The sequence below is a fragment of the Xanthomonas translucens pv. cerealis genome, assembly GCF_006838285.1.
Lineage (GTDB): Bacteria > Pseudomonadota > Gammaproteobacteria > Xanthomonadales > Xanthomonadaceae > Xanthomonas_A > Xanthomonas_A cerealis.
Genome location: NZ_CP038228.1, coordinates 1400820 through 1422797, shown reverse-complemented (window position 1 = coordinate 1422797; position 21978 = coordinate 1400820). Strand labels below are relative to the sequence as shown.

17 protein-coding genes and 1 pseudogene are annotated in these 21978 nt (G+C 67.2%); 7 read left to right on the top strand and 11 right to left on the bottom strand.

All coding sequences use genetic code 11. The annotated features are described in order from the left end of the window. Window positions 1–101: 101 nt before the first annotated feature. From galU to cmk, 8 genes are all read right to left on the bottom strand, one after another. Window positions 102–998 carry a UTP--glucose-1-phosphate uridylyltransferase GalU gene (gene galU, locus E4A48_RS06295; protein WP_039009784.1) on the bottom strand — a complete coding sequence of 299 codons (897 nt, stop codon included), beginning with the start codon at window positions 996–998 and terminating at the stop codon, window positions 102–104. Beyond that, a complete protein-coding gene (locus E4A48_RS06290) occupies window positions 998–2908 on the bottom strand; it encodes a polysaccharide biosynthesis protein (protein ID WP_039009782.1) in 1911 nt (636 codons plus the stop codon). The genes galU and E4A48_RS06290 overlap by 1 nt, the downstream gene beginning before the upstream one ends. A gap of 17 nt (window positions 2909–2925) precedes the next feature. After that, entirely contained in the window at window positions 2926–3897 is a 972-nt protein-coding gene (locus E4A48_RS06285) for an MraY family glycosyltransferase (RefSeq protein WP_142742061.1), read from the bottom strand. After that, window positions 3898–5076, bottom strand: coding sequence for a lipopolysaccharide assembly protein LapB (gene lapB, locus E4A48_RS06280; RefSeq protein WP_039009779.1), 1179 nt, complete (start codon window positions 5074–5076; stop codon window positions 3898–3900). Between the two features lie 6 nt (window positions 5077–5082). Then, the gene (locus E4A48_RS06275; RefSeq protein ID WP_039009777.1) at window positions 5083–5382 is read right to left on the bottom strand and encodes a LapA family protein; all 300 of its coding nucleotides are present in this window, start codon (window positions 5380–5382) and stop codon (window positions 5083–5085) included. Between the two features lie 91 nt (window positions 5383–5473). Continuing rightward, on the bottom strand, window positions 5474–5779 hold the full coding sequence (locus tag E4A48_RS06270) for an integration host factor subunit beta (RefSeq protein WP_003468670.1): 306 nt from the start codon (window positions 5777–5779) through the stop codon (window positions 5474–5476). Window positions 5780–5857: 78 nt separating this feature from the next. Beyond that, window positions 5858–7537, bottom strand: coding sequence for a 30S ribosomal protein S1 (gene rpsA / locus E4A48_RS06265; protein WP_039009775.1), 1680 nt, complete (start codon window positions 7535–7537; stop codon window positions 5858–5860). Between the two features lie 240 nt (window positions 7538–7777). Beyond that, window positions 7778–8449 (bottom strand): (d)CMP kinase, encoded by a 672-nt coding sequence (gene cmk, locus E4A48_RS06260; RefSeq protein WP_039009773.1) that lies wholly within the window; start codon window positions 8447–8449, stop codon window positions 7778–7780. 174 nt (window positions 8450–8623) lie between these two features. On the opposite strand from cmk, the gene ykgO reads away from it, so the two are divergent. The 5 genes from ykgO to E4A48_RS06235 all read left to right on the top strand — a co-directional run bounded on the left by ykgO (window position 8624) and on the right by E4A48_RS06235 (window position 12983). Continuing rightward, window positions 8624–8749 (top strand): type B 50S ribosomal protein L36, encoded by a 126-nt coding sequence (gene ykgO, locus E4A48_RS06255; protein ID WP_003468676.1) that lies wholly within the window; start codon window positions 8624–8626, stop codon window positions 8747–8749. A gap of 128 nt (window positions 8750–8877) precedes the next feature. After that, a complete protein-coding gene (locus E4A48_RS06250) occupies window positions 8878–9207 on the top strand; it encodes a hypothetical protein (protein ID WP_039009770.1) in 330 nt (109 codons plus the stop codon). A 167-nt stretch (window positions 9208–9374) separates the two neighbouring features. Further along, window positions 9375–10412, top strand: coding sequence for an agmatine deiminase family protein (locus E4A48_RS06245; RefSeq protein ID WP_039009768.1), 1038 nt, complete (start codon window positions 9375–9377; stop codon window positions 10410–10412). A gap of 310 nt (window positions 10413–10722) precedes the next feature. Next, complete coding sequence (locus E4A48_RS06240; RefSeq protein WP_039009766.1) at window positions 10723–11625, top strand: carbon-nitrogen hydrolase; 903 nt, start codon at window positions 10723–10725, stop codon at window positions 11623–11625. Between the two features lie 62 nt (window positions 11626–11687). Continuing rightward, a complete protein-coding gene (locus E4A48_RS06235; RefSeq protein ID WP_039009764.1) occupies window positions 11688–12983 on the top strand; it encodes a TraB/GumN family protein in 1296 nt (431 codons plus the stop codon). 147 nt (window positions 12984–13130) lie between these two features. Here E4A48_RS06235 and E4A48_RS06230 read toward each other — a convergent pair whose 3' ends face one another. The 3 genes and pseudogenes from E4A48_RS06230 to E4A48_RS06220 all read right to left on the bottom strand — a co-directional run bounded on the left by E4A48_RS06230 (window position 13131) and on the right by E4A48_RS06220 (window position 20741). Next, window positions 13131–16217 carry an efflux RND transporter permease subunit gene (locus E4A48_RS06230; protein ID WP_039009762.1) on the bottom strand — a complete coding sequence of 1029 codons (3087 nt, stop codon included), beginning with the start codon at window positions 16215–16217 and terminating at the stop codon, window positions 13131–13133. Then, a complete protein-coding gene (locus E4A48_RS06225) occupies window positions 16214–19744 on the bottom strand; it encodes an efflux RND transporter permease subunit (protein ID WP_185910724.1) in 3531 nt (1176 codons plus the stop codon). The genes E4A48_RS06230 and E4A48_RS06225 overlap by 4 nt, the downstream gene beginning before the upstream one ends. After that, a pseudogene (locus tag E4A48_RS06220) lies at window positions 19744–20741 on the bottom strand (efflux RND transporter periplasmic adaptor subunit). Before E4A48_RS06220 ends, E4A48_RS06225 begins: the two are co-directional and overlap by 1 nt. A gap of 269 nt (window positions 20742–21010) precedes the next feature. On the opposite strand from E4A48_RS06220, the gene E4A48_RS06215 reads away from it, so the two are divergent. Then, entirely contained in the window at window positions 21011–21382 is a 372-nt protein-coding gene (locus E4A48_RS06215; RefSeq protein ID WP_039009758.1) for a c-type cytochrome, read from the top strand. A 7-nt stretch (window positions 21383–21389) separates the two neighbouring features. Beyond that, on the top strand, window positions 21390–21851 hold the full coding sequence (locus E4A48_RS06210; RefSeq protein WP_039009756.1) for a c-type cytochrome: 462 nt from the start codon (window positions 21390–21392) through the stop codon (window positions 21849–21851). Window positions 21852–21978 lie beyond the last annotated feature (127 nt).

Sequence of the window (21978 nt, the reverse complement as noted above, 5' to 3'; positions counted from 1 at the left end):
AGGGCAGCCTGGGCTGCCCTTTTTCTTGCATCGGCGGTTGCGCTGCCGAACCCCGCACGCAACGCGGTGGACCCGCGCGCTTCGGCAGCCTCGCCGTGCGTTTACTTGCTGCCGGCGTCCACGTCGGCCAGCGCACGACGCATCATGTCCTGCGCGGGCTTGCTCAGCTTCTCGTGCTCCAGCGCATAGCGGATGGTCGCCTCGATCAGGCCGATATGGGTGCCGCAGTCGAAGCGGGTACCCTCGAAGCGGTAGGCATGCACCGGATCGCTCTCGATCAGCGTGGCGATCGCGTCGGTCAGCTGGATCTCGCCACCGGCCCCCGGCACGGTCTTTTCCAGCAGATCGAAGATCTTGGAACTGAGCACGTAGCGGCCGACCACGGCCAGGTCGCTCGGCGCATCGGCCGGCTTGGGCTTCTCGACGATCGCGGTGATCTTGCCTTCGCTGCCGTCGAACGCCTCGGTGGCGACGATGCCGTAGCTGCCAGTGCTCTCGTGCGGCACGTCCTGCACGGCGATCACGCTGGCGCCGGAGCGCTCGGCCACGTCGGCCATCTGCGCCAACGCGCCGGGGCCGCGGTTCCAGATCAGGTCGTCGGGCAGCAGCACCGCGAACGGCTCGTCGCCGATGATCGGCTTGGCGCACAGCACCGCATGGCCGAGGCCGAGCGCTTCGGCCTGGGTCACGAAGATCGCGCGCACCCCATTGGGCAGCACGTGGCGCACCAGTTCCAGCTGCTCGAGCTTGCCGGCGCGTTCGAGCTTCTGTTCCAGCTCGTAGGCCTTGTCGAAATAGTCCGCAACCGCATGCTTGTAGCGGTTGGTGACGAAAATGAGGGTGTCGCAACCGGCCTCGATCGCCTCGTCCACGGCGTACTGGATCAACGGCCGATCGATGATCGGCAGCATTTCCTTGGGCACCGTCTTGGTGGCGGGGAGGAAGCGGGTACCCAGACCTGCAACCGGGAAAACTGCCTTGCGGATTCTCTTGCTCATCAGAGCCTTCTTGCCTCGCGTGCGGGGAAGGGAACAATTGTAGCGGAGCTATCCTGACCAGCTTGTTGTCGCAGCGGCGAGAACTCGGGCATTGTCGTGCGCAGCACTTTTTCGATGCTATCGCTGTCGTATTCGGCCACGGCGGCGCGCAATTGCTGCAGGCCCTGCAACACGTTCTCGCGCGAGAACGTGCGTGCGCCGGCCTCGAGGATCTTCGGATGCGAGGTGGGACGATAGTTCTCGTCGGAATAAAACAAGGTTTCGTGCAGCTTCTCGCCCGGACGCAGCCCAGTGTAGACGATGGCGATGTCGCGACCGGGCTGCTTGCCGGCCAGGCGGATCATCTGCTCGGCGAGCAGACGGATCGGCACCGGTTCGCCCATGTCCAGCGTATAGATCGCGCCATGCGACGCCGACGCGGCGGCCTGCACGATCAACTGGCAGGCCTCGGGAATGGTCATGAAATACCGGGTCACCTGCGGATCGGTCACGGTGACCGGGCCGCCCTGGCGGATCTGCTCGCGGAACAGCGGCACCACGCTGCCGGCCGAATCCAGCACGTTGCCGAAGCGCACGGTGACGAAACGCGTACCCACGGTCTGGTCGTCCAGCGACTGGCACACCATCTCCGCATAGCGCTTGGAAGCGCCGAGCACGTTGACCGGATTGACCGCCTTGTCGGTGGAGATAAACACGAAGGTCGAGACTTTGGCGGCGACGCAGGCGCGCGCCACGTTCTCGGTGGCAAGCACGTTGTTGCGGACCGCCTCGCGGAACTGCTTCTCCAGCAGCGGCACCTGCTTGTAGGCGGCGGCATGGAACACCGCATCCGGCTCGGCGATGCGCATCGCATGGCGGGTCACCGCCGGATCGCCGCAGTCGCCCAGCACGCACTCGATCTCCAGATCCGGAAAGGTGCGGTGCAGATCGGCGTGGATGGTGATCAACGCCAGTTCGTCGATCTCCAGCAGCACCACTTTGCGCGCGCCATGGCGCGCGCACTGCCGGCACAGCTCCGAACCGATCGACCCGCCGGCACCGGTCACCATCACCGTGCGCCCGGATAACCAGGCATTGATCAACTTCCAGTCCGGGGTCACCGGCTTGCGCCCAAGCAGGTCCTCGATCGCAACCTCCTTCAGTTCGCCAGGCAGATAGTGGCCTTCGAGCACGTCGAGCAGGCGCGGCACGGTCCGGAACGGCAGCCCGGTGCTTTCGCAGATCGCCACCACCCGCTGCATGCCGGTCGCATCCAGCGACGGGATCGCGATGACCAGCAGTTTGGCCGCGGTTTCCTTGGCGATCGCGCCGGCTTCGTCGATCCGGCCCAGGATCGGCAGGCCCTGCAGCTTGGCGCCGTGCAGATGGCCGGCATCGTCGACGAAGCCGACCGGATGATAGGCGCCGGAACGGCGCAGGTCGCGCACCAGCGCCTCGGCCGCACGGCCGGCGCCGACGATCAGCACGCGCCGCGCGGTCACGTCCGAATGGGCGATCTGGTAGTCCTTCCAGGCGCGGTACAGCAGCCGCGGCGCGCCGAGCAGCGCCGACAGCGCGAACGGATACACCATCAGCACCGACAGCGGAATGGCATCGAAGCGGCTATATGCCAGCCCCAGCACGATCGCGACCAGGCCATAGAAACTGGCCTTGAAGATATTCAACAGATCCGGAACGCTGGCGAAGCGCCACAGCCCGCGGTACAGGCCGACCTTCCAGAACACCAGGCCCTGCGCCACCAGCACGATGACGGTATTGAGATTCCACAAGGGCAAGGGATGCTCGCCGGCCAGCATCGTGTAACGCGCCGCATGCAGCAACTGCCAGCAGATCCACACGATCACAAGATCGTGCACCACCACGGAGGCCTTGGGGAACAGCTCGGTCAGACGGTCGCGGGTCGATAGCATCAGTTATCCATGAGAGTTCAGCACAGTCCCTTGCGCAAAGTCAGCCAAAGCGCACTCGCCAATGCATACCAGGCAAGCGCCAACCCAGCCTGCCCCGCGGTTTGCAACGTTTCACCTAACCAGGCAATTGTAATCGCGACAATGCTGAACAGGGCATAGGCGAAGGTCACAAGCGTGTGGCTCCTGCCTGTATGTACCCAACGCTGGTAAAAATGTTGCGCATGCGGTTGCCACCAACGTTCGCCAGCGAGCATGCGCGACAGCAGCGTGAAGCCGGCGTCGATGGCGAATGCGGAAATTGGTATCAGCAGCAACCATGGAGTGAGGTGGCTCACGCGGGTGCACAGTGCGAACAACGCGGCGACCAAGTATCCCAGCGCCCCACTGCCGACGTCGCCGAGGAAAATGCGTGCACGCGGATAGTTGAACGGCAGGAAGCCGGCACAGGCCACGATCAGCACCCAGCACGGCCAGCGCAACGGCGCGGGCAGCAGGCAGGCGAAGCCCAACGCCACCAGCATCGCCTGGCTGGTCGCCAGGCCATTGATGCCGTCCATGAAGTTCCAGATGTTGATCAGCGAGATCGTCGCCAGCCAGGTCAACGCGGTCAGCCAGGGATTGTGCTGCGATCGGTAGACGAGTCCGGCCAGCAGGGTGGCGGCCAGCGCATGTACCAGCAGCCGCAGCGCGGCCGACAGCGGGCGGTGATCGTCCCACCAGCCGATGCCGGCGACCAGCATCAGCCCGCCAGCGAACGCCGCGATGGCCATGCCCTGCTGCGGCCACAGCGCCGCCGCATACGCGCAGGCCGCCAGTACCGCGGCAACGATCGCCACACCGCCGCCGCGCGGCGTCGCCACCGTATGGCTGCGCCGCTCGCCGGGCGCGTCCATCAGCTTGCGCTTGAGCGCATAGCGGCGCGACAACCAGGTTCCGACCGCGCTGAACGCCGCCAGCGCCGCGAGCAGCGCCCATCCTGCGACCGGCACCTACACCACCGCGTAGTTGAGCAGCGGCTTGACCGTGCCCCACTCCTTGCAACTCGGACATTGCCAGTGGTGGGTGCGGGCGCCGAAACCGCAGCGCGTGCAGCGATAGCTGGGATTGCGCACCAGCAACTGGTCGGTGATGTGCTTGAGATCCTGCAGGGTGGCGGTCGAATCGGCGCCCTCGGCCAGGGTCAGGTCGATCAATGCCGATTCGCCGCGGACCGAAGGCCGGTCCTTCAGCTGCCGCCCGAGGTAGGCGCGTGCCGCGGACACGCCTTCCTGCGATTCCATCAACCGGGTCAGCGCCAGCACTGGGGCGATGCCGCGGTAGTGCTCGGTCATTTCCGACAGGAAGGCGCGCGCGCCGCTGAGATCGTTGCCGCGACGGTAGCAGTCCATCAGTGCCGGCATGATCTCCGGCAGGTAGTCCGGATCGTGGCGCGCGGCACGTTCGAAGGCGCGGATCGCGGCCTCGTCGTTGCCGTCGTCCACGTCGATGCGTCCTTCCAGGATGCCTGCGCGCACCGAGGTGGCGTCGGCCTGGTAGGCGCGTGCGATCGCCGCCCGCGCAAGCTCGGGCTTGCCGGAGGCGCGGTAGCGGTCGGCCAGCTCGCATTCGAACTGCGCGATCAGCTTGCCCATCGGCTCGCCGGTCACGTCTTCGTAGCGGGTGGCGTTGTCGATTGCCTTTTCCCATTCGCGCTCGGCCTGGTAGATACCGATCAAGTGCTTGAGCGCCTGCGGCGCGCGCTGGTCGATCTGTGCCAGCTCGGTGAACACGGTCTCGGCCCGATCCAGCAGGCCGGACTTCATGTAGTCCTCGCCCAGTGCCAGCAAGGCCTGCACGCGTTGCGGATCGCTGAGGTCGGCGCGCTGCACCAGGCCCTGGTGCAGGCGGATCGCCCGATCCACTTCACCGCGACGGCGGAACAGGTGACCGAGCGCGACCTGGGTCTCGAAGGTTTCCTTGTCCAGTTCGGCGATGTGCAGGAACAGCTCGATCGCCTTGTCCGGCTCTTCGTTGAGCAGATAGTTCAGGCCGCGGAAATAGGTGCTGGAAAGCCGGCTGACCTGCGTGTCGCCATGGCGTTGGCCGCCACGGCGACCGATCACCCATCCGCTCAGCGCCGCCAATGGCAGGAACAGGAAGAACCAGAACCACTCGGTCAGGAAGTCCATCGAAGATCAGCGTCCGTCCACAGGCGGGGGATAGGTCGGTACCGGCGCGACGGCCGGTGCGGCAGCGGCGATCGCGGCCTTGTTGGCGCGGCGCAGCTTGGCGTACAGCGGGATCACCAACGTGGCCAGTATCAGCGCCGCGCCGATCACCACGCCGGCGCACAGCGAGACGATGATGGCAATGCCGGAGGTGGTGTTGATGCCGGTGAAACCGAAATTGATGACGATCTGCTGCGAATTCAGCGATCCGATGACCAAGCCGGCCAACAGGAACAGCAGCAATAGCAGCAGACGAACAATTTTCATGAAGCTCTCCAGCGCCGGGAGACACTAGATTAGCCGAACAAGCGTGGGTTCCGGAAAAGTCCGGGACGCGACGACGCAGGCGCGGGGCGTATCAGGGCGTGTCGGACTCGACCGGAACGACGCCGCTGACGCGTTCGCGCAATTCCTTGCCTGGCTTGAAATGCGGCACATGCTTGCCGGGAAGCGCGACGGACTCGCCCGTCTTGGGATTGCGTCCCAGGCGTGGCGGCCGGTAATGCAGGGAAAAACTGCCGAAACCGCGGATCTCGATGCGGTCCCCGCCGGACAGCGCACCGCCCATCATCTCCAACAGCGATTTCACCGCCAGATCGACGTCGTCCGCCTTCAGATGCGCCTGCTTGCGCGCCAGGATTTCGATCAGTTCGGACTTGGTCATTCGGATTCGTGCGGTGGGGTCGCAACCCGGCACGGCCCGGATCGACCGGGCCGTGCCAGAAACGCTGCGTGTGGCGGATTACTCGGACTTGTTGCCGTTCAACTGCGCACGCAGCAGCGCGCCCAGCTGGGTGGTGCCGCCCGACGCGGACTGGTATTCCTCCAGCACTTCGCGCATTTCGGCATCGTCCTTGGCCTTGATCGACAACTGCAGGATGCGGCCTTTGCGGTCCATGCCCACGAACTTGGCTTCGATCTTGTCGCCGACCTTCAGGTGCTGGGTCGCATCGTCGACGCGCTCGTTGGCGATGTCGCGCGCGGCGACGTAGCCCTCGATGCCGTCGGCCAGATCAATGGCGGCGCCCTTGGCGTCCACTTCACGGACAACGCCCTCGACCTTCGAACCCTTCGGGTTGGCAGCCATGTACTGGCCGAACGGATCCTGCTCCAGCTGCTTGACGCCCAGGCTGATGCGCTCGCGCTCCGGATCCACCGCCAGCACCACCGCTTCCAGCGTGTCGCCCTTCTTGAAGTTGCGCACGATGTCTTCGCCGGTGGTGTTCCAGCTGATGTCCGACAGGTGCACCAGGCCGTCGATACCGCCGTCCAGGCCGATGAAGATGCCGAAGTCGGTGATCGACTTGATCTGGCCGGACACCTTGTCGTTCTTCTTGTGGGTGGCGGCGAAGGTCTCCCACGGATTGGCGGCGACCTGCTTCATGCCCAGCGAGATGCGGCGACGCTCCTCGTCCACGTCCAGGACCATGACCTCGACCTCGTCGCCGACCTGCACGACCTTGGACGGGTTGACGTTCTTGTTGGTCCAATCCATCTCGGACACGTGCACCAGGCCTTCCACGCCCGGCTCGATCTCGACGAACGCGCCGTAATCGGTGACGTTGGAGACCTTGCCGTACACGCGGCTGTTGGCCGGGTAACGACGCGCGATGTTGTCCCACGGATCCTCGCCCAGCTGCTTCAGACCCAGCGAAACGCGGTTGCGCTCGCGGTCGAACTTCAGTACGCGCACGTCCAGCTCGTCGCCGACGTTGACGACTTCGGACGGATGGCGCACGCGCTTCCAGGCCATGTCGGTGATGTGCAGCAGGCCGTCGATGCCGCCCAGGTCCACGAACGCGCCGTAGTCGGTCAGGTTCTTGACCACGCCCTTCAGGATCGCGCCTTCCTGCAGCTTGTCCATCAGCTGCTCGCGCTCTTCCGAGTGCTCGCTCTCGACCACCGCGCGACGCGAGACCACCACGTTGTTGCGCTTGCGGTCCAGCTTGATGAGCTTGAACTCCAGCTCCTTGCCTTCCAGGTAGGCCGGGTCGCGCACGGGGCGCACATCGACCAGCGAACCCGGCAGGAACGCGCGGACATCCTTGATGTCCACGGTGAAACCACCCTTGACCTTGCCGCTGATACGACCGGTGATGGTCTCGTTCTTTTCCAACGCTTCTTCCAGCTCGTCCCACACCATCGCGCGCTTGGCCTTCTCGCGCGACAACACGGTTTCGCCGAAGCCGTTCTCGAGCGAGTCGAGGGCGACCTTGACCAGGTCGCCTTCGGCGACGTCGATCTCGCCAGCGTCGTTACGGAACTGTTCGATCGGCACGATGCCTTCGGACTTCAGGCCGGCGTTGATCACCACCACGTCGCCGCGGACTTCCACGACGACGCCGGTGACGATGGAGCCCGGCTTCAGCTTGGCCAGATTGGTTTGACTGGCTTCGAACAGTTCGGCAAAAGATTCGGTCATTTGAAATTACTCTAGTGGACACACGGACAGGGCGTTTCTTCTGGAAACTGCGAACTGCCCACCTGGTTAGTCGGCCCAAACCGCGGCCGGGTGTGAAATGGGAAAAACCGCAGCGCGACATTGCGCGGCGGAGCGTGGAACAACGGTATTGCGGCATTACGGGTGAAGCGCACTGCGGTGCAACTCGCCTGGATGGCACCGAAGCGGCGCCCTACTGCTGCCCTACTCCCGGCGCGACCATCAGACGGGAAGCAATTCCAGGACGCGGCCGACCACCTGTTCGATGTCCATGCCGGTGGTGTCGAGGAGGACGGCATCGTCTGCCGGCCTCAGGGGCGCCACCGAACGTTGGGCATCGCGTGCGTCGCGGGCCATGATCTCGCGCAGCAGGTCGCCAAATATAACCGAAACTCCTTTTTCCTTCAACTGGTTATGCCGGCGCATGGCGCGCTCTTCGGCGCTGGCGGTCAGGAACACCTTGTACGGGGCGTCCGGGAAAATCACCGTGCCCATGTCGCGGCCGTCGGCGACCAGCCCCGGCAGGCGCCGGAACGCGCGCTGGCGCTGCTTCAGCGCCGAGCGCACCTCCGGGATCGCGGCGATCGCCGAGGCCACCGCACCGGTGGTCTCCAGCCGCAGCTCGTCGGTGGCGTCGACCTCGTTGATCCTGACCCGCAAGCCGCCGCCGGCCACGTCCTCGAAGCTGACATGGGTATCGAAGGTGCAGCGCACCAGCGCCGCGGCGTCGGAAATGTCCAGGTTGGCCCAGCTGGCGGCCACGCCGACCGCCCGGTACAGTGCGCCCGAATCCAGGTAATGCCAGCCCAGCCTGGCGGCGACGATGCGGCTGACGGTGCCTTTGCCGGCCCCGGAAGGGCCATCGATGGTCAGGACGGGAGCGGGGTCGTTCATGCGGTTCCTCGGACGGGGGGCGCGCGCATTGTAGCCCCGACACCGGCCATGCTGGCGCAAGCAGTTGAAACCATGAAGAAAACCAGGCTATACTCGCCGGCTTACTGATCCAGCGACGTGGTTTCGCCACGCCGTCTCCTTCTCCAACTCCACAAGTTTACGCCGAGGTGTGCCATGAAAGTCCTGTCCTCCCTGAAGTCGGCGAAGGCCCGTCACCGCGACTGCAAGGTGGTCCGCCGCCGTGGCAAGGTCTTTGTGATCAACAAGACGAACCCGCGTTTCAAGGCTCGCCAGCGCTGATCCGACGACGGCCCGCGCTGCGGCACCGCGCGCACGGTTGCGGGTCATCGACGAAAGCCGCCTTCGGGCGGTTTTTTGTTGCCGAAATTTGCTGTAATCGCCGTTCGTCCTCTGGGGAGCACACCGTGATGAAGCACCGTCTGTCCGTACTGCCGCTGCTGCTCGTCCTGGGCCTGGCTGCGGGCGCCCGCGCCGAGACCCTGCTGGTGGAGCGGATCAAGCAAGAACCCGTGGCGGCGATGCCGGCGCGCGGGCTCAGCATGGGCGAGGTCGAGTCGCGCTACGGCGCTCCGCAGTCGAAGCTGGAACCGCGCGGCGGGCAGAAGCGACAGTGGCCGACAATCAACCGCTGGGTGTATCCGGCCTTCACCGTGTACTTCGAGAAGCACAAGGTAGTGGATGTGGTGGCCAACAAGGCCGATGCCAACGAGGTTGGGCCCAAGCCTGCAATTCGGTAGTGCGAGTCCCTCGCAAGAGCCTGCACATCCATGTGCAGGGATTCAAATATGCGAGTCCCTCGCAAGATCCCGATTTATGCGAATCCTTCGCAAGAGCCCGCACATCCATGTGCGAGGACTTAAATAACAGCCTGGCTTCGGCGGGCAGCACCTGAGTAGTGGTCGCAATGACTGATCGCCTTCGCCTTCCCGCGGAATGGGAGCCCCAGTCCGCCATCCTGATCGCCTGGCCGCACGCCGGCACCGACTGGGCCGAGCGCCTGGCCGAGGTCGAGGAAACCTATATCGCGCTGGTTGCGGCGATCGTCCGCTATCAGCGTGTACTGATCTGCGTCGCCGATGCCGATCTGCAGATCTACGCCGAGGCGCGGCTGCGCTCGGCGCGGGTGGACATGCAGCGCGTGCGGTTCGTCGAAGCCGAGTACGACGACACCTGGCTGCGCGATTCCGGCCCGATCACCCTGGCCCGCGCCGGCGGCGGTTTCCAGTTGCTGGACTTTCGCTTCACCGGCTGGGGCGGCAAGTTCCAGGCCAGCCGCGACGACCAGCTGGTGAGCGCGCTGGCGGCGCAGCGGCTGTTTGCCGACAGCGATGTGCGCAGCATCGATTTCGCGCTGGAAGGCGGCGCGATCGACAGCGACGGCGCCGGCACCCTGCTGACCACCTGGCAGTGCCTGCACGAACGCCATCCGCAGCGCTCGCGCGAATCGCTGAGCCGCGACCTGGGCGACTGGCTGGCGCAGCAGCGGGTGCTGTGGCTGGACCACGGCTACCTGGAAGGCGACGACACCGACGCGCATATCGACACCCTCGCCCGCTTCGCCAGCGAAGACGCGATCGTCTACCAGGCCTGCGACGACGCCGACGATTCGCACTACGCCGAGCTGCAGGCGATGGGCGCCGAACTGGCGGCGCTGCGTACCGCCGACGGTCGCCCGTACCGACTGTTCCCGCTGCCGTGGGCGCAGCCGGTGCTCGATCACGGCCGGCGCCTGGCCGCGTCCTACGCCAACTTCCTGATCGTCAACGGCGCGGTGCTGATGCCGGCCTACGGCGATGCCGCCGATGCGCAGGCGCAGGCGGTGATGGCGCAGGCGTTCCCGCAGCATGAGATCGTGCCGATTCCGTGCCGCGCGCTGATCTGGCAGAACGGCAGCCTGCACTGCATCACCATGCAGTTGCCCGAGGGCGTGCTGGCGGCCTGAGCCGCGTTCGCTGGGCGAAGGCGTACACAATGACGGCAGGCGTTCGCCGGGTTGCATCGACGCGCAGCAATCGCCATGCGCGCCGCCACCATCGCCGCTCCCGAGGCGGCGATGGCGGCAGAACGGCGGAATTCCGGTTCTTCTGTGGAACCCAGGCAACGGACCGAATTCGGCGTCGCATGGTGCTGGCGCCTCCAGCGCCGAGCCACCGGAACAGGGCCGCAGCGCGCCGGGCGGCATTCATCTGCCGGGAACCTGCCGCGGCGCCATCCGCGTTACCATGCGCGCTTTCGCCGACCATCCTTCCGCAATGAGCCGAAACACTCTTTCCGTCGCGCTGATCCAGGAGCGCAACCATGGCGATGCCGCGGCGAATCTGGCGGTCATCGAATCGCGCGTGGCCGAGGCCGCGGCGCAGGGCGCGCAGCTGGTGCTGCTGCAGGAACTGCACAACGGCGCCTACTTCTGCCAGCACGAGTCGGTGGACGAATTCGATCTGGCCGAGCCGATCCCCGGCCCCAGCACCGAGCGCCTCGGCGCGCTGGCCAAGCGCCATGGCGTGGTGTTGGTCGGCTCGCTGTTCGAGCGCCGCGCGGCCGGTCTGTACCACAACACCGCGGTGGTGTTCGAGAAGGACGGTAGCCTGCTTGGCAAGTACCGCAAGATGCATATTCCGGACGATCCGGGCTTCTACGAGAAGTTCTATTTCACCCCGGGCGATCTCGGCTTCACCCCGATCCAGACCTCGGCCGGGCGCCTGGGCGTGCTGGTGTGCTGGGACCAGTGGTATCCGGAAGCGGCGCGGCTGATGGCGCTGGCCGGCGCCGAACTGTTGCTGTATCCGACCGCGATCGGCTGGGATCCCAGCGACGAGCAAGCCGAGCAGGAGCGCCAGCGCGACGCCTGGATCCTCAGCCACCGAGGCCATGCCGTCGCCAACGGCGTGCCGGTGCTCAGCTGCAACCGGGTCGGCCACGAAGCCTCGCCGCTGGCGGCCGATGGCGTGGTGGGCGCGGCCGGCATCCAGTTCTGGGGCAATAGCCACGTGCTCGGCCCGCAGGGCGAGTTCATCGCCGAAGCCGGCGCCGAACCGACCGTGCTGGTCTGCGACGTGGACCTGCAGCGCAGCGAGCACGTACGGCGGATCTGGCCGTTCCTGCGCGACCGCCGCATCGACGCCTATGGCGACCTGCTGAAGCGTTACATCGACTGAGCCGCTGCACAGGCAGCAGATGCACTACCTGCCGCACCCCGGCGCCGATCAGGCGCCCTCCGATGAGTGATGGAATGAACGAACTTTCCCAGGCCGGCGACGACGCGCTGTTCGCCGGCCAGCCGTACCGCATCGTCGAGCGCGATGGCGTGCGCTACACCCTGCTCGGCACCGCGCATGTGTCGCTGGCCAGCGTCGCCGCGGTGGAACGGGCGATCGACAGCGGCCGCTTCGATGCGGTCGCGGTCGAACTGGACCCGCAACGGCTTCAGGCGCTGACCGACCCGGACGCGCTGACCAAGCTCGATCTGGTGCAGGTGATCCGCAAGGGCCGGGTCGCATTGTTCGCGGCGAACCTGGCGCTGGCCGCCTACCAGCGGCGCCTGGCCGAACAACTGGGGATCGAACCCGGCGCCGAACTCAAGCGCGCGGTGCTGCTGGCGCGCGAACGGCAACTGCCGGTGTACCTGATCGACCGCGAGGTCGGGCTGACCTTCAAGCGCGCCTCCGGCCGGCTCGGCTTGTTCGGCAAGCTCAAGCTCGGCAGCGGCCTGCTCGGCGGCCTGTTCGCCTCCGACGAGGTCGGCGAGGCGGAGATCGAGAAGCTCAAGCAGGGCGACATGCTCGAGGCCAGCTTCGGCGACTTCGCCAGCGAAAGCCCGGCGCTGTACGACACCATCATCGCCGAGCGCGACCACTACATGGCCACGCGCCTGCGCGAGGAACACGCGCAGCGCAGAGCGCCCAGCCAGACCCCGATCGCGACCCCGGACTATCTGGAGACCGCACGCGCCGATGGCATCCGCGACGTGCTTGCGGTGGTCGGCGCTGGCCATCTGGCCGGCCTGGCCAGGCACCTGCAGGACGACCAGGACGATCCGGCCACGCTGCGCAAGGCGCTGGAAGACGTGCCGACCAAGAAGAAGGTTCCGTGGATCACCCTGACCCTGACCGCGCTGGTGCTGGGCGGCGTCGCCTGGGGCTACTGGCGTGGCGGCTTCGCGCTGGGCACCGACCTGCTGCTGCAATGGGTGCTGTTCACCGGCGGCCTGGCCGGGTTGGGCTGCCTGCTGGCCGGCGGCCATCCGCTGAGCATCATCGCTGGCGCCATCGCCGCGCCGCTGAAGCCGTTCCGGCCCGGCGTGCCCGCCGGTGCGTTCAGCGCACTGGTCGAGGTGCATATGCGCAAGCCGGCGTACGGCGACTTCCTGGCGCTGCGCGACGACGCGCAGAACCTGCGCGGCTGGTACCGCAACCGCGTCTCGCGGGTGGTGCTGACCTTCCTGCTGACCAACCTCGGCAGCATGATCGGCGTGTGGCTGGCGGGTTTCCGCATCTTCGGCAAGCTGGCCGGTTGAGCGCGGCACGGTGGCTGGGCCATGCGCCCTGCCCCATCGCATGACTACGATGTCGTTGAACATTGTGGGAGGGGCTGAAGCCCCTGCCACAGGTTTTTCCGCGCGATGCAGCAGGCGACGAGCGCGCCAGCCATTCCGTCGCCTTCGTCAGGACACCTCCGGCACCACCACACTACGGCCACCGCGGGCGCGGCGCACCAGGTGCGCCACGCCGCCGCTGAGGTCGTCGAGGATCGCGTAGATGGTCGGCAGGAACAGCAGGCTGACCACCGTGGAGAACGCCAGGCCGCCGGCGATCGCGCGCGCCATCGGGTAGTAGGCCGGGCCGTCGCCGAACATCTGCGTGGTGGTCAGCGAGATCGGCACCATCGCCAGGATCGCGGTGCCCATGGTCATCAAGATCGGCCGCAGCCGCTCGCGCGAGCCTTCCACCAGCGCTTCGGTGCGGCCCATTCCGCGCCGGCGCAGGTTGTTGATGTGCTCGATCATCACGATGCCGTTGTTCACCACCACGCCCATCAGCACCAGGATGCCGATGAAGGCCATGATCCCGAAGTTGGTGCCGCTGAGCCAGAACAGCCAGAACACGCCGAAGATCGAGAACAGCACGCCGCTCATGATCGCTGCCGGGAACAGCAGCGATTCGAATACCGCGGCCATCACCACGTAGATCATCAGCAGCGCGATCAGCAGGTTGAACAGCATCTGCTTGCCGGCCTGGTCCTCGTCCTGGCCGTCGGCGCCGTCGAAACTGTAGTGGTAGCCGGCCGGGAAACTGACGCCCTTGAGCGTGTCCTGCATCGCCTGCTTGGCCTGCGCCGGGGTGACCTTGACCCCGAGGTTGGCGGTGATGGTCAGCGTGGTCTGGCGGTTGGTGCGCCCGATCTGGGTCGCCGCCGGTCGCGTCTGCACGTCCACCAGGCTCAACAGCGGCACGCTGCGCCCGTCCTTGGTGCGCACGTTGAAGCTGTCCAGGTCCTCGGGCGTGGTCTGCTCGGCGCCGGCGAAGCGCACCCACACCGGCACCTCGGTGTCACCGCGGCGGAACTCGCGCAGCGAGGCGCCGCGCAGCGCCAGGCCGACGAAGCTGGCGACCTGCTCGGCGTTGAAGCCGAACGCCGATGCGCGGTCGCGATCCACGCGCACCGCCAGTTCGGTGGTGCGATCGCCGATGTCCACGCGCACGTCGCGCAGTTCCTTTCGCCGCGCCAGCAGCGGCAGCACGTCGTCGGCGATCGCGCGCAGGGTCTGGGTGGAATCGCCGACCAGTTGCACCTGCACGCTCTGCGCGCCGCTGCCCTGCCCATTGCCGTTGCCATTGCTGCCGACGCTGTAGTCGGCCAGCGCCGAGCGCGGCAGCTCCTTTCGGATCTGTTCGATCAGCGCAGGCAGGTCGCGCACCTGCTTCAGGTCCACGGTCAGCGTGGTGCTGCTGCCTTCCACCTCGCTGAACCACGAATACACCTGGGTGACGTGGTAACGCTGGCGGCGCGCGTCGATGAAGCGTTCGAGCTTGGCGACCTCGGTGGACAGCTGCTCGCGCGTGTACGAGCCCTTCCACTGGTAGCCGATGAAGATCTGCTCGCCGCCGTCGCCGCCGAACATGTCCTTCTTGATCTGCAGCATCGGCAGCACGCTGAGCGCGGCGATCAGCGCGATCGCCGCCACGCTCCAGCCGCGGTGAGCCAGCGACCAGCGCAGCAGCCGCGCATAGCGGTGCTGCAGGCGTTGGATCAGGCCGCGCTCGGAGCGCACCAGCGCCGGCGTACGCATGCGCGCGGACAGCATCGGGATCAGGCTCACCGCCACCAGCCACGAGGCCAGCAGCGACACCGAGATGGTAATGGCGATCTGCGCCATGAAGATGCTGATGTTGTTGGTTTCGCCGAACAGGTTCGGCACAAACACGATGCAATGGCACAGGGTGCCGGCCGACAGCGCGATGGCCACGTTGCGGGTGCCGATGATCGACGCCAGCTGCGGCTGGTCCGGCATGCGTTCGCGTTCCTGGTAGATGCTCTCCACCACCACCACCGCGTTGTCCACCAGCATGCCCACCGCCAGCAGCAGGCCCATCATGGTCAGGATGTTGAGGGTGACCCCGGCGAAGTACATGAAGCCCAGCGTGATGGTGAAGCAGATCGGGATCGCCAGGGTCACCATCAGCGTCGACGGCCAGTGGCGCAGGAAGAAGAACAGCACCGTCACCGACAGCAGCAGGCCGACCCCGCCGGCCTCGGCCAGTTCGCTCAGCGACGAGGTCACCGCCTTGCCCTGGTTGTCGATGACCTTGACCTGCACGTCGCTGAGCGCCGGCTGGGTGCGGATCTGCTCGACCTCGTCCAGCACCGCGTGCGAGACATCGACCAGGTTGGCGCTGCGTTCCTTGTACACGTCCAGGCCCACCGCCGGGCGCCCGTCCAGGCGCCGGCCGTAGTTCATCCGGGTCGGTTTCAGCAGGATGTCGGCGATGTCGCCCAGGCGCAGGCCCTTGGGGTCGATGACCAGGTCGCGCAGTTCCTGCAGGTCGCGCAGCTCGCCGACCGGCTGCACCCGCAGGCGCTGGCCATGGTCGTCGATCTGCCCGGCCGACAGCGAGAAATTGAGCTTGCCCAGGCGCTCGCTGAGATCGTTGAGGCTGAGGTTATGCGCGCTGAGCCGGTCCGGTGCGATCGCGATCTCGACCTCGTTCGGCGGCGCGCCGGACACCTTCACCTTGGCCACGCCGGGGATGCGTTCCAGGCGCCGCTTGAACTCGCGGTCGAGCATGTCGTAGGCGCCGGTCAGGTCGGCCGCGCCGGCCAGACGCACCTTCAGCACCGGCTCGTCGCTGCTGGACCACTTGAACACTTGGTAACGCTGCAGGTCGGAAGGCAGGTCGGCGCGGATCGCGTCGATGCGCTCGCGCGCGTCGGAGGCGGCGATGGCAATGTCGCGGTCCCAATCGGAGAATTCGATGAAGATGTTGGCGCCGTCGGCGGTGGCGGTCGAGCGCATGCGCTTGATCCCGGTCATCGTCGCCAGCGCTTCCTCGGTCGGCCGCACCAGGTTGCGCTCGACCTCGTCGGGGGTCGAGCCGCTGTACGGCAACTGCACGAACAGGAATGGCGCGGAGATGTCCGGCAGCGCCTCCAGCGGCAGCCGGAACGCGGCGATCAAGCCGACCACCACCAGCGACACGAAGCACATGATGGTGGTGATCGGACGGCGGATGCTGAACTCGGCGACGCTCATACCGGTTCACCCGCGCCGTCGCCTGCGCCGTGACCAAGCCCCTCCAGACGCCGCCGCGCGCGCTGCCCGCGCTCGGCGTAATAGCCGTCGGCGCGGCGATCCAGGCGGTCGTAGACCACCGGGATCACCACCAGCGTGAGCAGCGTGGACACCAGCAGGCCGCCGATCACGGTGATCGCCATCGGCGCGCGCACTCCGGCGCCCTCGCCCGACGCCAGCGCCAGCGCCAGCGCCAGCGGCAGGAAGCCGAACAGCGTGCACAGCGTGGTCATGATGATCGGACGCAGCCGCGAGCGCGCGCCTTCGATCAGCGCCTCGCGCTTGGCCACGCCCTCCTCGCGCAGCTGGTTGACCTTGTCGATCAGGATGATCGCGTTCTTGGTCACCAGCCCGACCAGCAGGATCAGGCCGATGAACACCACCACCGACACAGGCTTGCCGGTCAGCAGCAGCGCCAGCACCGCGCCGACCATCGCCAGCGGGATGGTGAACAGGATCACGAACGGATGCAGCAGCGATTCGAACTGCGAGGCCATCACCAGATAGACCAGGAAGATCGCCAGACCGAACGCGAACAGCAGCGACCTGGCCGACTGCGCCAGCTCCTCGCCCTGCCCGCCGATGTGCATGCCGACGCCGGCGCCGAGCGGTTCGCGCGCGACCAGGGCCTGCACCTCGCGCATCGCGCCGCCCAGGTCGATGCCGCGCAGGTTGGCCGACACGATCGCCACGCGGATCTGGTCGGCGCGGTGGATCTCGCTGGGCCCGGTGGTGGCGACCACGTCGGCGACCGCATCCAGCATTACCGGCTTGCTGCTGCCCGGATTGACGATCAGCCGGCGGATGCTGTCGACGCTGGCGCGATCGCTGCGCTGCGCGCGCACCAGCACGTCGATCTTGCGGTCGCGGAAGCTGTAGCGGGTAGCGACGTCGCCGCGCACCTTCTTCACCACCACGTCGGCGATCTGCCGCGTGGTCAGGCCCAGCGCGCCGGCACGTTCCTGGTCGAAGCGGATCTGGATTTCCGGGAAACCCTCCTCCACCGTCGATTTGACGTCGGCATAGTGGCCGTTGCCGCGCAGCATCGCGGTCAGCGTCTGCCCGGCGTGCTGGATCGTCTCCAGGTCCTGCCCGCGCAGCTCGATTTCCAGCGGCGTGGAAAAGCTGAAGAGTTCCGGTCGGCTGAAACCGACCTGCACGCCGGGATGCTGGCGCATCGTCGCGCGCATGCGCTGGCTCTGCTGCGCCTCGAACTGCGCGCTGCCGCCGCCGGTCATGGCGATGGTCAGCTTGCCGATGTTCTCGCCGCTTTCGGTTGGGCTGGCATCGAGCCGGGTGCCGCTGCCGCTAACGCCATACAGCGCCTGCACGCCGGCGTCCTTGCCGTGGGTTTCCTGCAGTTCGCGCACCAGCGCATCGGTCTGCCGCAACGGCGTGCCGGCCGGCAGCTTCACCGTCATCTCGAAGCGGTCCTGGGCCAACTGCGGAATCAGGTCGGCGCCGAGCATCGGCAGCACCGCCAGCGTCGCCGCGAACGCCAGCGCGGCCAGCCCAAGCACGTGCCACGGCCGCGCCAACGCGCCCGGCAGCAGCTGCAGATAGCCGCGTTCGGCACGCGCATACGGCGCCATCGCCAGGTCGCTGGCCTTGCGCATCACCGGCGCGATCACCGCCACGCCGCCGCGCCACAACCGCACCACCAGCCACGCCACGCCGAAGAAACCGCCACGCACCGCCGCGGCGGCGCCGCGCCGACTCCATGCCACCGGCTTCAGCCAACCGCACTGCGGCTGCCACTGCGGCTGTTCCGGTTCGGCCGGGAACGCTAGCGGCGGGCGCCCCTTCAGCGAACTGAGCATCGGGATCAGCGTCATCGACACCACCAGCGAGATCGCGATGGCGATCGCCACGGTCAAGGCCTGGTCGCGGAACAACTGCCCGGCCACGCCCTCGACGAACACCAGCGGCAGGAACACCGCGATCGTGGTCAGGGTCGAAGCGACCACCGCCATGCTCACCTCGCGGGTGCCGGCGATCGCCGCATCGAGGATGCTAAAGCCGCGCTCGCGCGCCTTGGCGATGCTCTCCAGCACCACGATCGAATCGTCCACCACCAGCCCGGTGGCCAGCGCCAGGCCGCCCAGCGACATCACGTTCAAGCTCAGCCCGAGCTGGCCCATGAAGAAGAACGTGGCTACGATCGACACCGGCAACGACAGGCTGATCACGAGCGTGCTCCAGCCGTCGCGCAGGAACAGGAAGATGATCAGGATCGCCAGCAGGCCGCCGATCACCGCATCCTTCTTGACGTCGCCGATGGCGTGCTCGATGAAGCGCGACTGGTCTTCCAGCGTATTCAGTTCCACGTCCGGCGGGATCTGCGCCTGCAGCTGTTCCAGGCGCTCGCGCAGCGCCGCCGCCGTGGACACGGTATTGGCGTCGCCTTCCTTGTAGATCGCCAACTCCACCGCTTCCTTGCCGCCCAGGCGGATGATCGCTTCGCGCTCCTTGTAGCCCTGGCGCACCTGCGCCACGTCCTTCAGCCGCACCGGCATGCCGTTGGCGATGGTGGTGGTGGCACTGGACGAGGCGCTCTGCGCCGCCGAGGCCGCGGCCAGCGCCGCTTCCGAACCGGTCGAGGCGGCGATGGCGTACATCTGCTGCATCGCAGAGTCGGCGGCGCTGCTGCCCGCGCCCTGGGTGGTCAGCAGCAGATTGCGGATCTCGTCCAGGTCGGCGAACTGGTTGACCGTGCGCACCAGGTAGCGCTGCGCGCCCTGTTCCAGGCGCCCGCCGGAAATGTTGATGTTCTCTTCCTTGAGCCGGGCGATGACGTTGTCGATCGGCAGGCTCAGCTGCGCCAGCCGCTGCTGGTCGATATCGACCTGGATCTCGTCTTCCAACCCGCCGCCGACCTTGACCGCGGCCACGCCGGCCACCGGCTCCAGCTTCTTCTTCAGGTCTTCGTCGGCGTAGCGGCGCAGCTGGGTCAGCGCGCGTACCGCATCGGCGTCGCTGGCCGGCGTCGCCTTGCTCGCCAGCACCAGGCGCATGATCGGTTCGGTGGAGGGATTGAAGCGCAGCAGCACCGGCGCCTTGGCTTCCAGCGGCAGCTCCAGCGCCTCCATCTTGTCGCGCACCTCCAGGCTGGCCCGGTCCATGTTGGTGCCCCAAGCGAACTCCAGCACCACGTCGCTCTGCCCGGTGCGCGACACCGACTTGAGCTTGCGCAGGTTCTTGACCACGCCGACCGCTTCCTCGACCGGCTCGGTCACCAGCGTCTCGATCTCCGACGGCGCAGCGCCGGTGTACTCGGTGCGCACGGTCAGGGTCGGATAGCTCAGGTCGGGCAACAGATTGACCTTGAGGCTGTTCAGCGCGATCACGCCGAACAGCAGCAACGTGACCGTGGCCATCGCGATGGTGACGCGGCGGCGCGTGGCGAATTCGACCAGCCCGCCGCCGCGCACGCCGGGCGGCGCGTGGTGGTGCGGATCGCTGCCGTGATCGGAACCGGCGCTGGTCATCAGCGCGCCCCGACCGCGGCGCCGCCGGCGACCTCGGCGACCTCGCGTTGCGGCGCGATCACCTGCACGCGGCTACCGTCGCGCAAGGCGACCTTGCCGGCGGTGACCACCTGATCGCCGGGCTGCAGGCCGTCGCGGATCTCCGCCCACGGGCCTTCGGCGTAGCCCAGCTTGACCGGCACCCGCGTCACCTTGCCGGCGCTGACCCGGAACACCGCCGGCTCGCCGTCGTCGAGCAGCGCCAGGCGCGGCACCACCAGCGCATCGGCGCGCTGGTCGTAGTCGATGCGAATGCGCCCGAACATACCCGGTTGCAACGCTTCGGCCCCTTCTTCGAAGGCGCACACCACGCGGAACGTGCCGCTGCCCGCATCCACCACCGGCGCGATGCGATCGACCTTGCCCAGGTATTGCTTGCCCGGCAACGCATCGGCCAGCAGCGTCACCGGCTGCCCGGCCTTGAGCGTGGCCAGCTCGCGCTCGGGCACGTTGAGCGTGGCCTCAAGGCGCGAGTCGTCGACGATGCGGAAGATCGGCGTATTGATCTGCACGAAGTTGCCGGTTTTGATCGAACGCGACGCGATCACCCCGGAGATCGGCGCGACCACCGTGGCGTAGGACAGTTCCAGCGACGCCAGTTGATGCTGCGCGCGCACGTTGGCCAGGTCGTACTTGATCTGGTCGACGTCGGCGGCACTGACCAGTTGCTGGCCGACCAGTCGCTGCAAGCGCCGGTAGTCGTTCTCCAGCTTGCGCAGCTGCGCCTCGCTCTGCGCCACCGCCAGCCGCGCGCGGTCCGGGTCCAGCCGCACCAGCGGCTGCCCGGCGCGGACCTGCTGGCCTTCCTCGGCCAGCACCGCCAGCGCCACGCCGGAGGTCTTGGCCACCACCTGCGATTCGGCGCGCGCCTCCAGCGCAGCGGTGCCGCTGTAGCTGGCCGCCACCGCGCGCCGGCCGCCGGCTTGCAGCCGCCGAGCAGCAGCGTGGAGGCGATCAACAGCGAGGCGGCGCAGCTGGCGTTGCGTCGGCGCGTGGAATATCGCGTCATCGTCGTGTCCCTGGTGGATGGCGTGAATGGTGTTGTAGATAAGTAGATCGCATGATGAAACCCAGGTGAATGAGCCAAAGGTCATGGACCCGCCGCATGGTGCAGCGTGGAGGATTGACAAGGCATGTTTCGGAGCCGCGAAAGGCCAGGCTATACTCGGGTCGTTCCGTGTTCCCCCACGCCGGAACGCCCAGTCCCGTCCTCCGGACCACGAAACCATGCGCACGCAGCCGCTAGCCGCTTGTTTTGCTTTGGCCGTACTCGTTTCTCTCGTGGTCGCCCCGGCCGCGGCGCAGACCGCGCCGGCGCCCGCCACGGCCGCAGCATCCGCGGCCGTCGCCGGCAATGCCGACAACGGCAGGCTGCTCACCTATACCTGCCAGGGCTGTCATGGCGTGACCGGCTACAAGAACGCTTATCCCAGCTACCGCGTCCCCAAGATCGGCGGCCAGTCGGCGCAGTACCTGACTCAGGCATTGAGCGAATACCGGCTCGGCAAACGCAAGCATCCGACCATGCAGGCCCAGGCGGAGAGCTTCTCCGACCAGGATATCGCCGACATCGCCGCTTACCTGACCACCCTCAAGTAGCCCGCCCATGCCGAAAGCCGCGCACGCATTGCGTCCCGCCGTCGTCCTGCTTGCTGCCCTGTGCCTGGGGGCGTGTTCGCAATCGCAGGTGGAATCCACCAGCCAGTCCGCCGCCGACCCCGGCCACGCCAGCGGCGAGCACGGTTCCGGCTCGTCCGCCGGCCTGCCCGGCGGACGCGTCACCGCCGGCGAGAAACTGGCCCACGCCAAGGGCAAGGCTACCGGGCAGAGCTGCATCGACTGCCACGGCGCCGACGGCAACGCGCCGATCGACCCGAGCTATCCCAAGCTCGGCGGCCAGTACGGCGACTATGTCGCGCATGCCTTGCAGGCATACCGTGCCGGCGATCGCCAGCACCCGCTGATGACCCCGCAGGCGGCGCCGCTCAGCGATCAGGACGTCGCCGACCTGGCCGCATACTTCGGCTCGCGCGCCACCCAGCTGCGCGACCTGCACGGCATGAAGTGACCGCGCGCGCCGGCGTCTTGCCGGCAGTGCGTGCGGCAGACGTGGCGTAGCCGGCGCCAGGTGCCGGGCAGTGCACGCAACGCCTCGGCCGCGAGTCCTTTAGGAGCGGCTTCAGCCGCGACAGAAT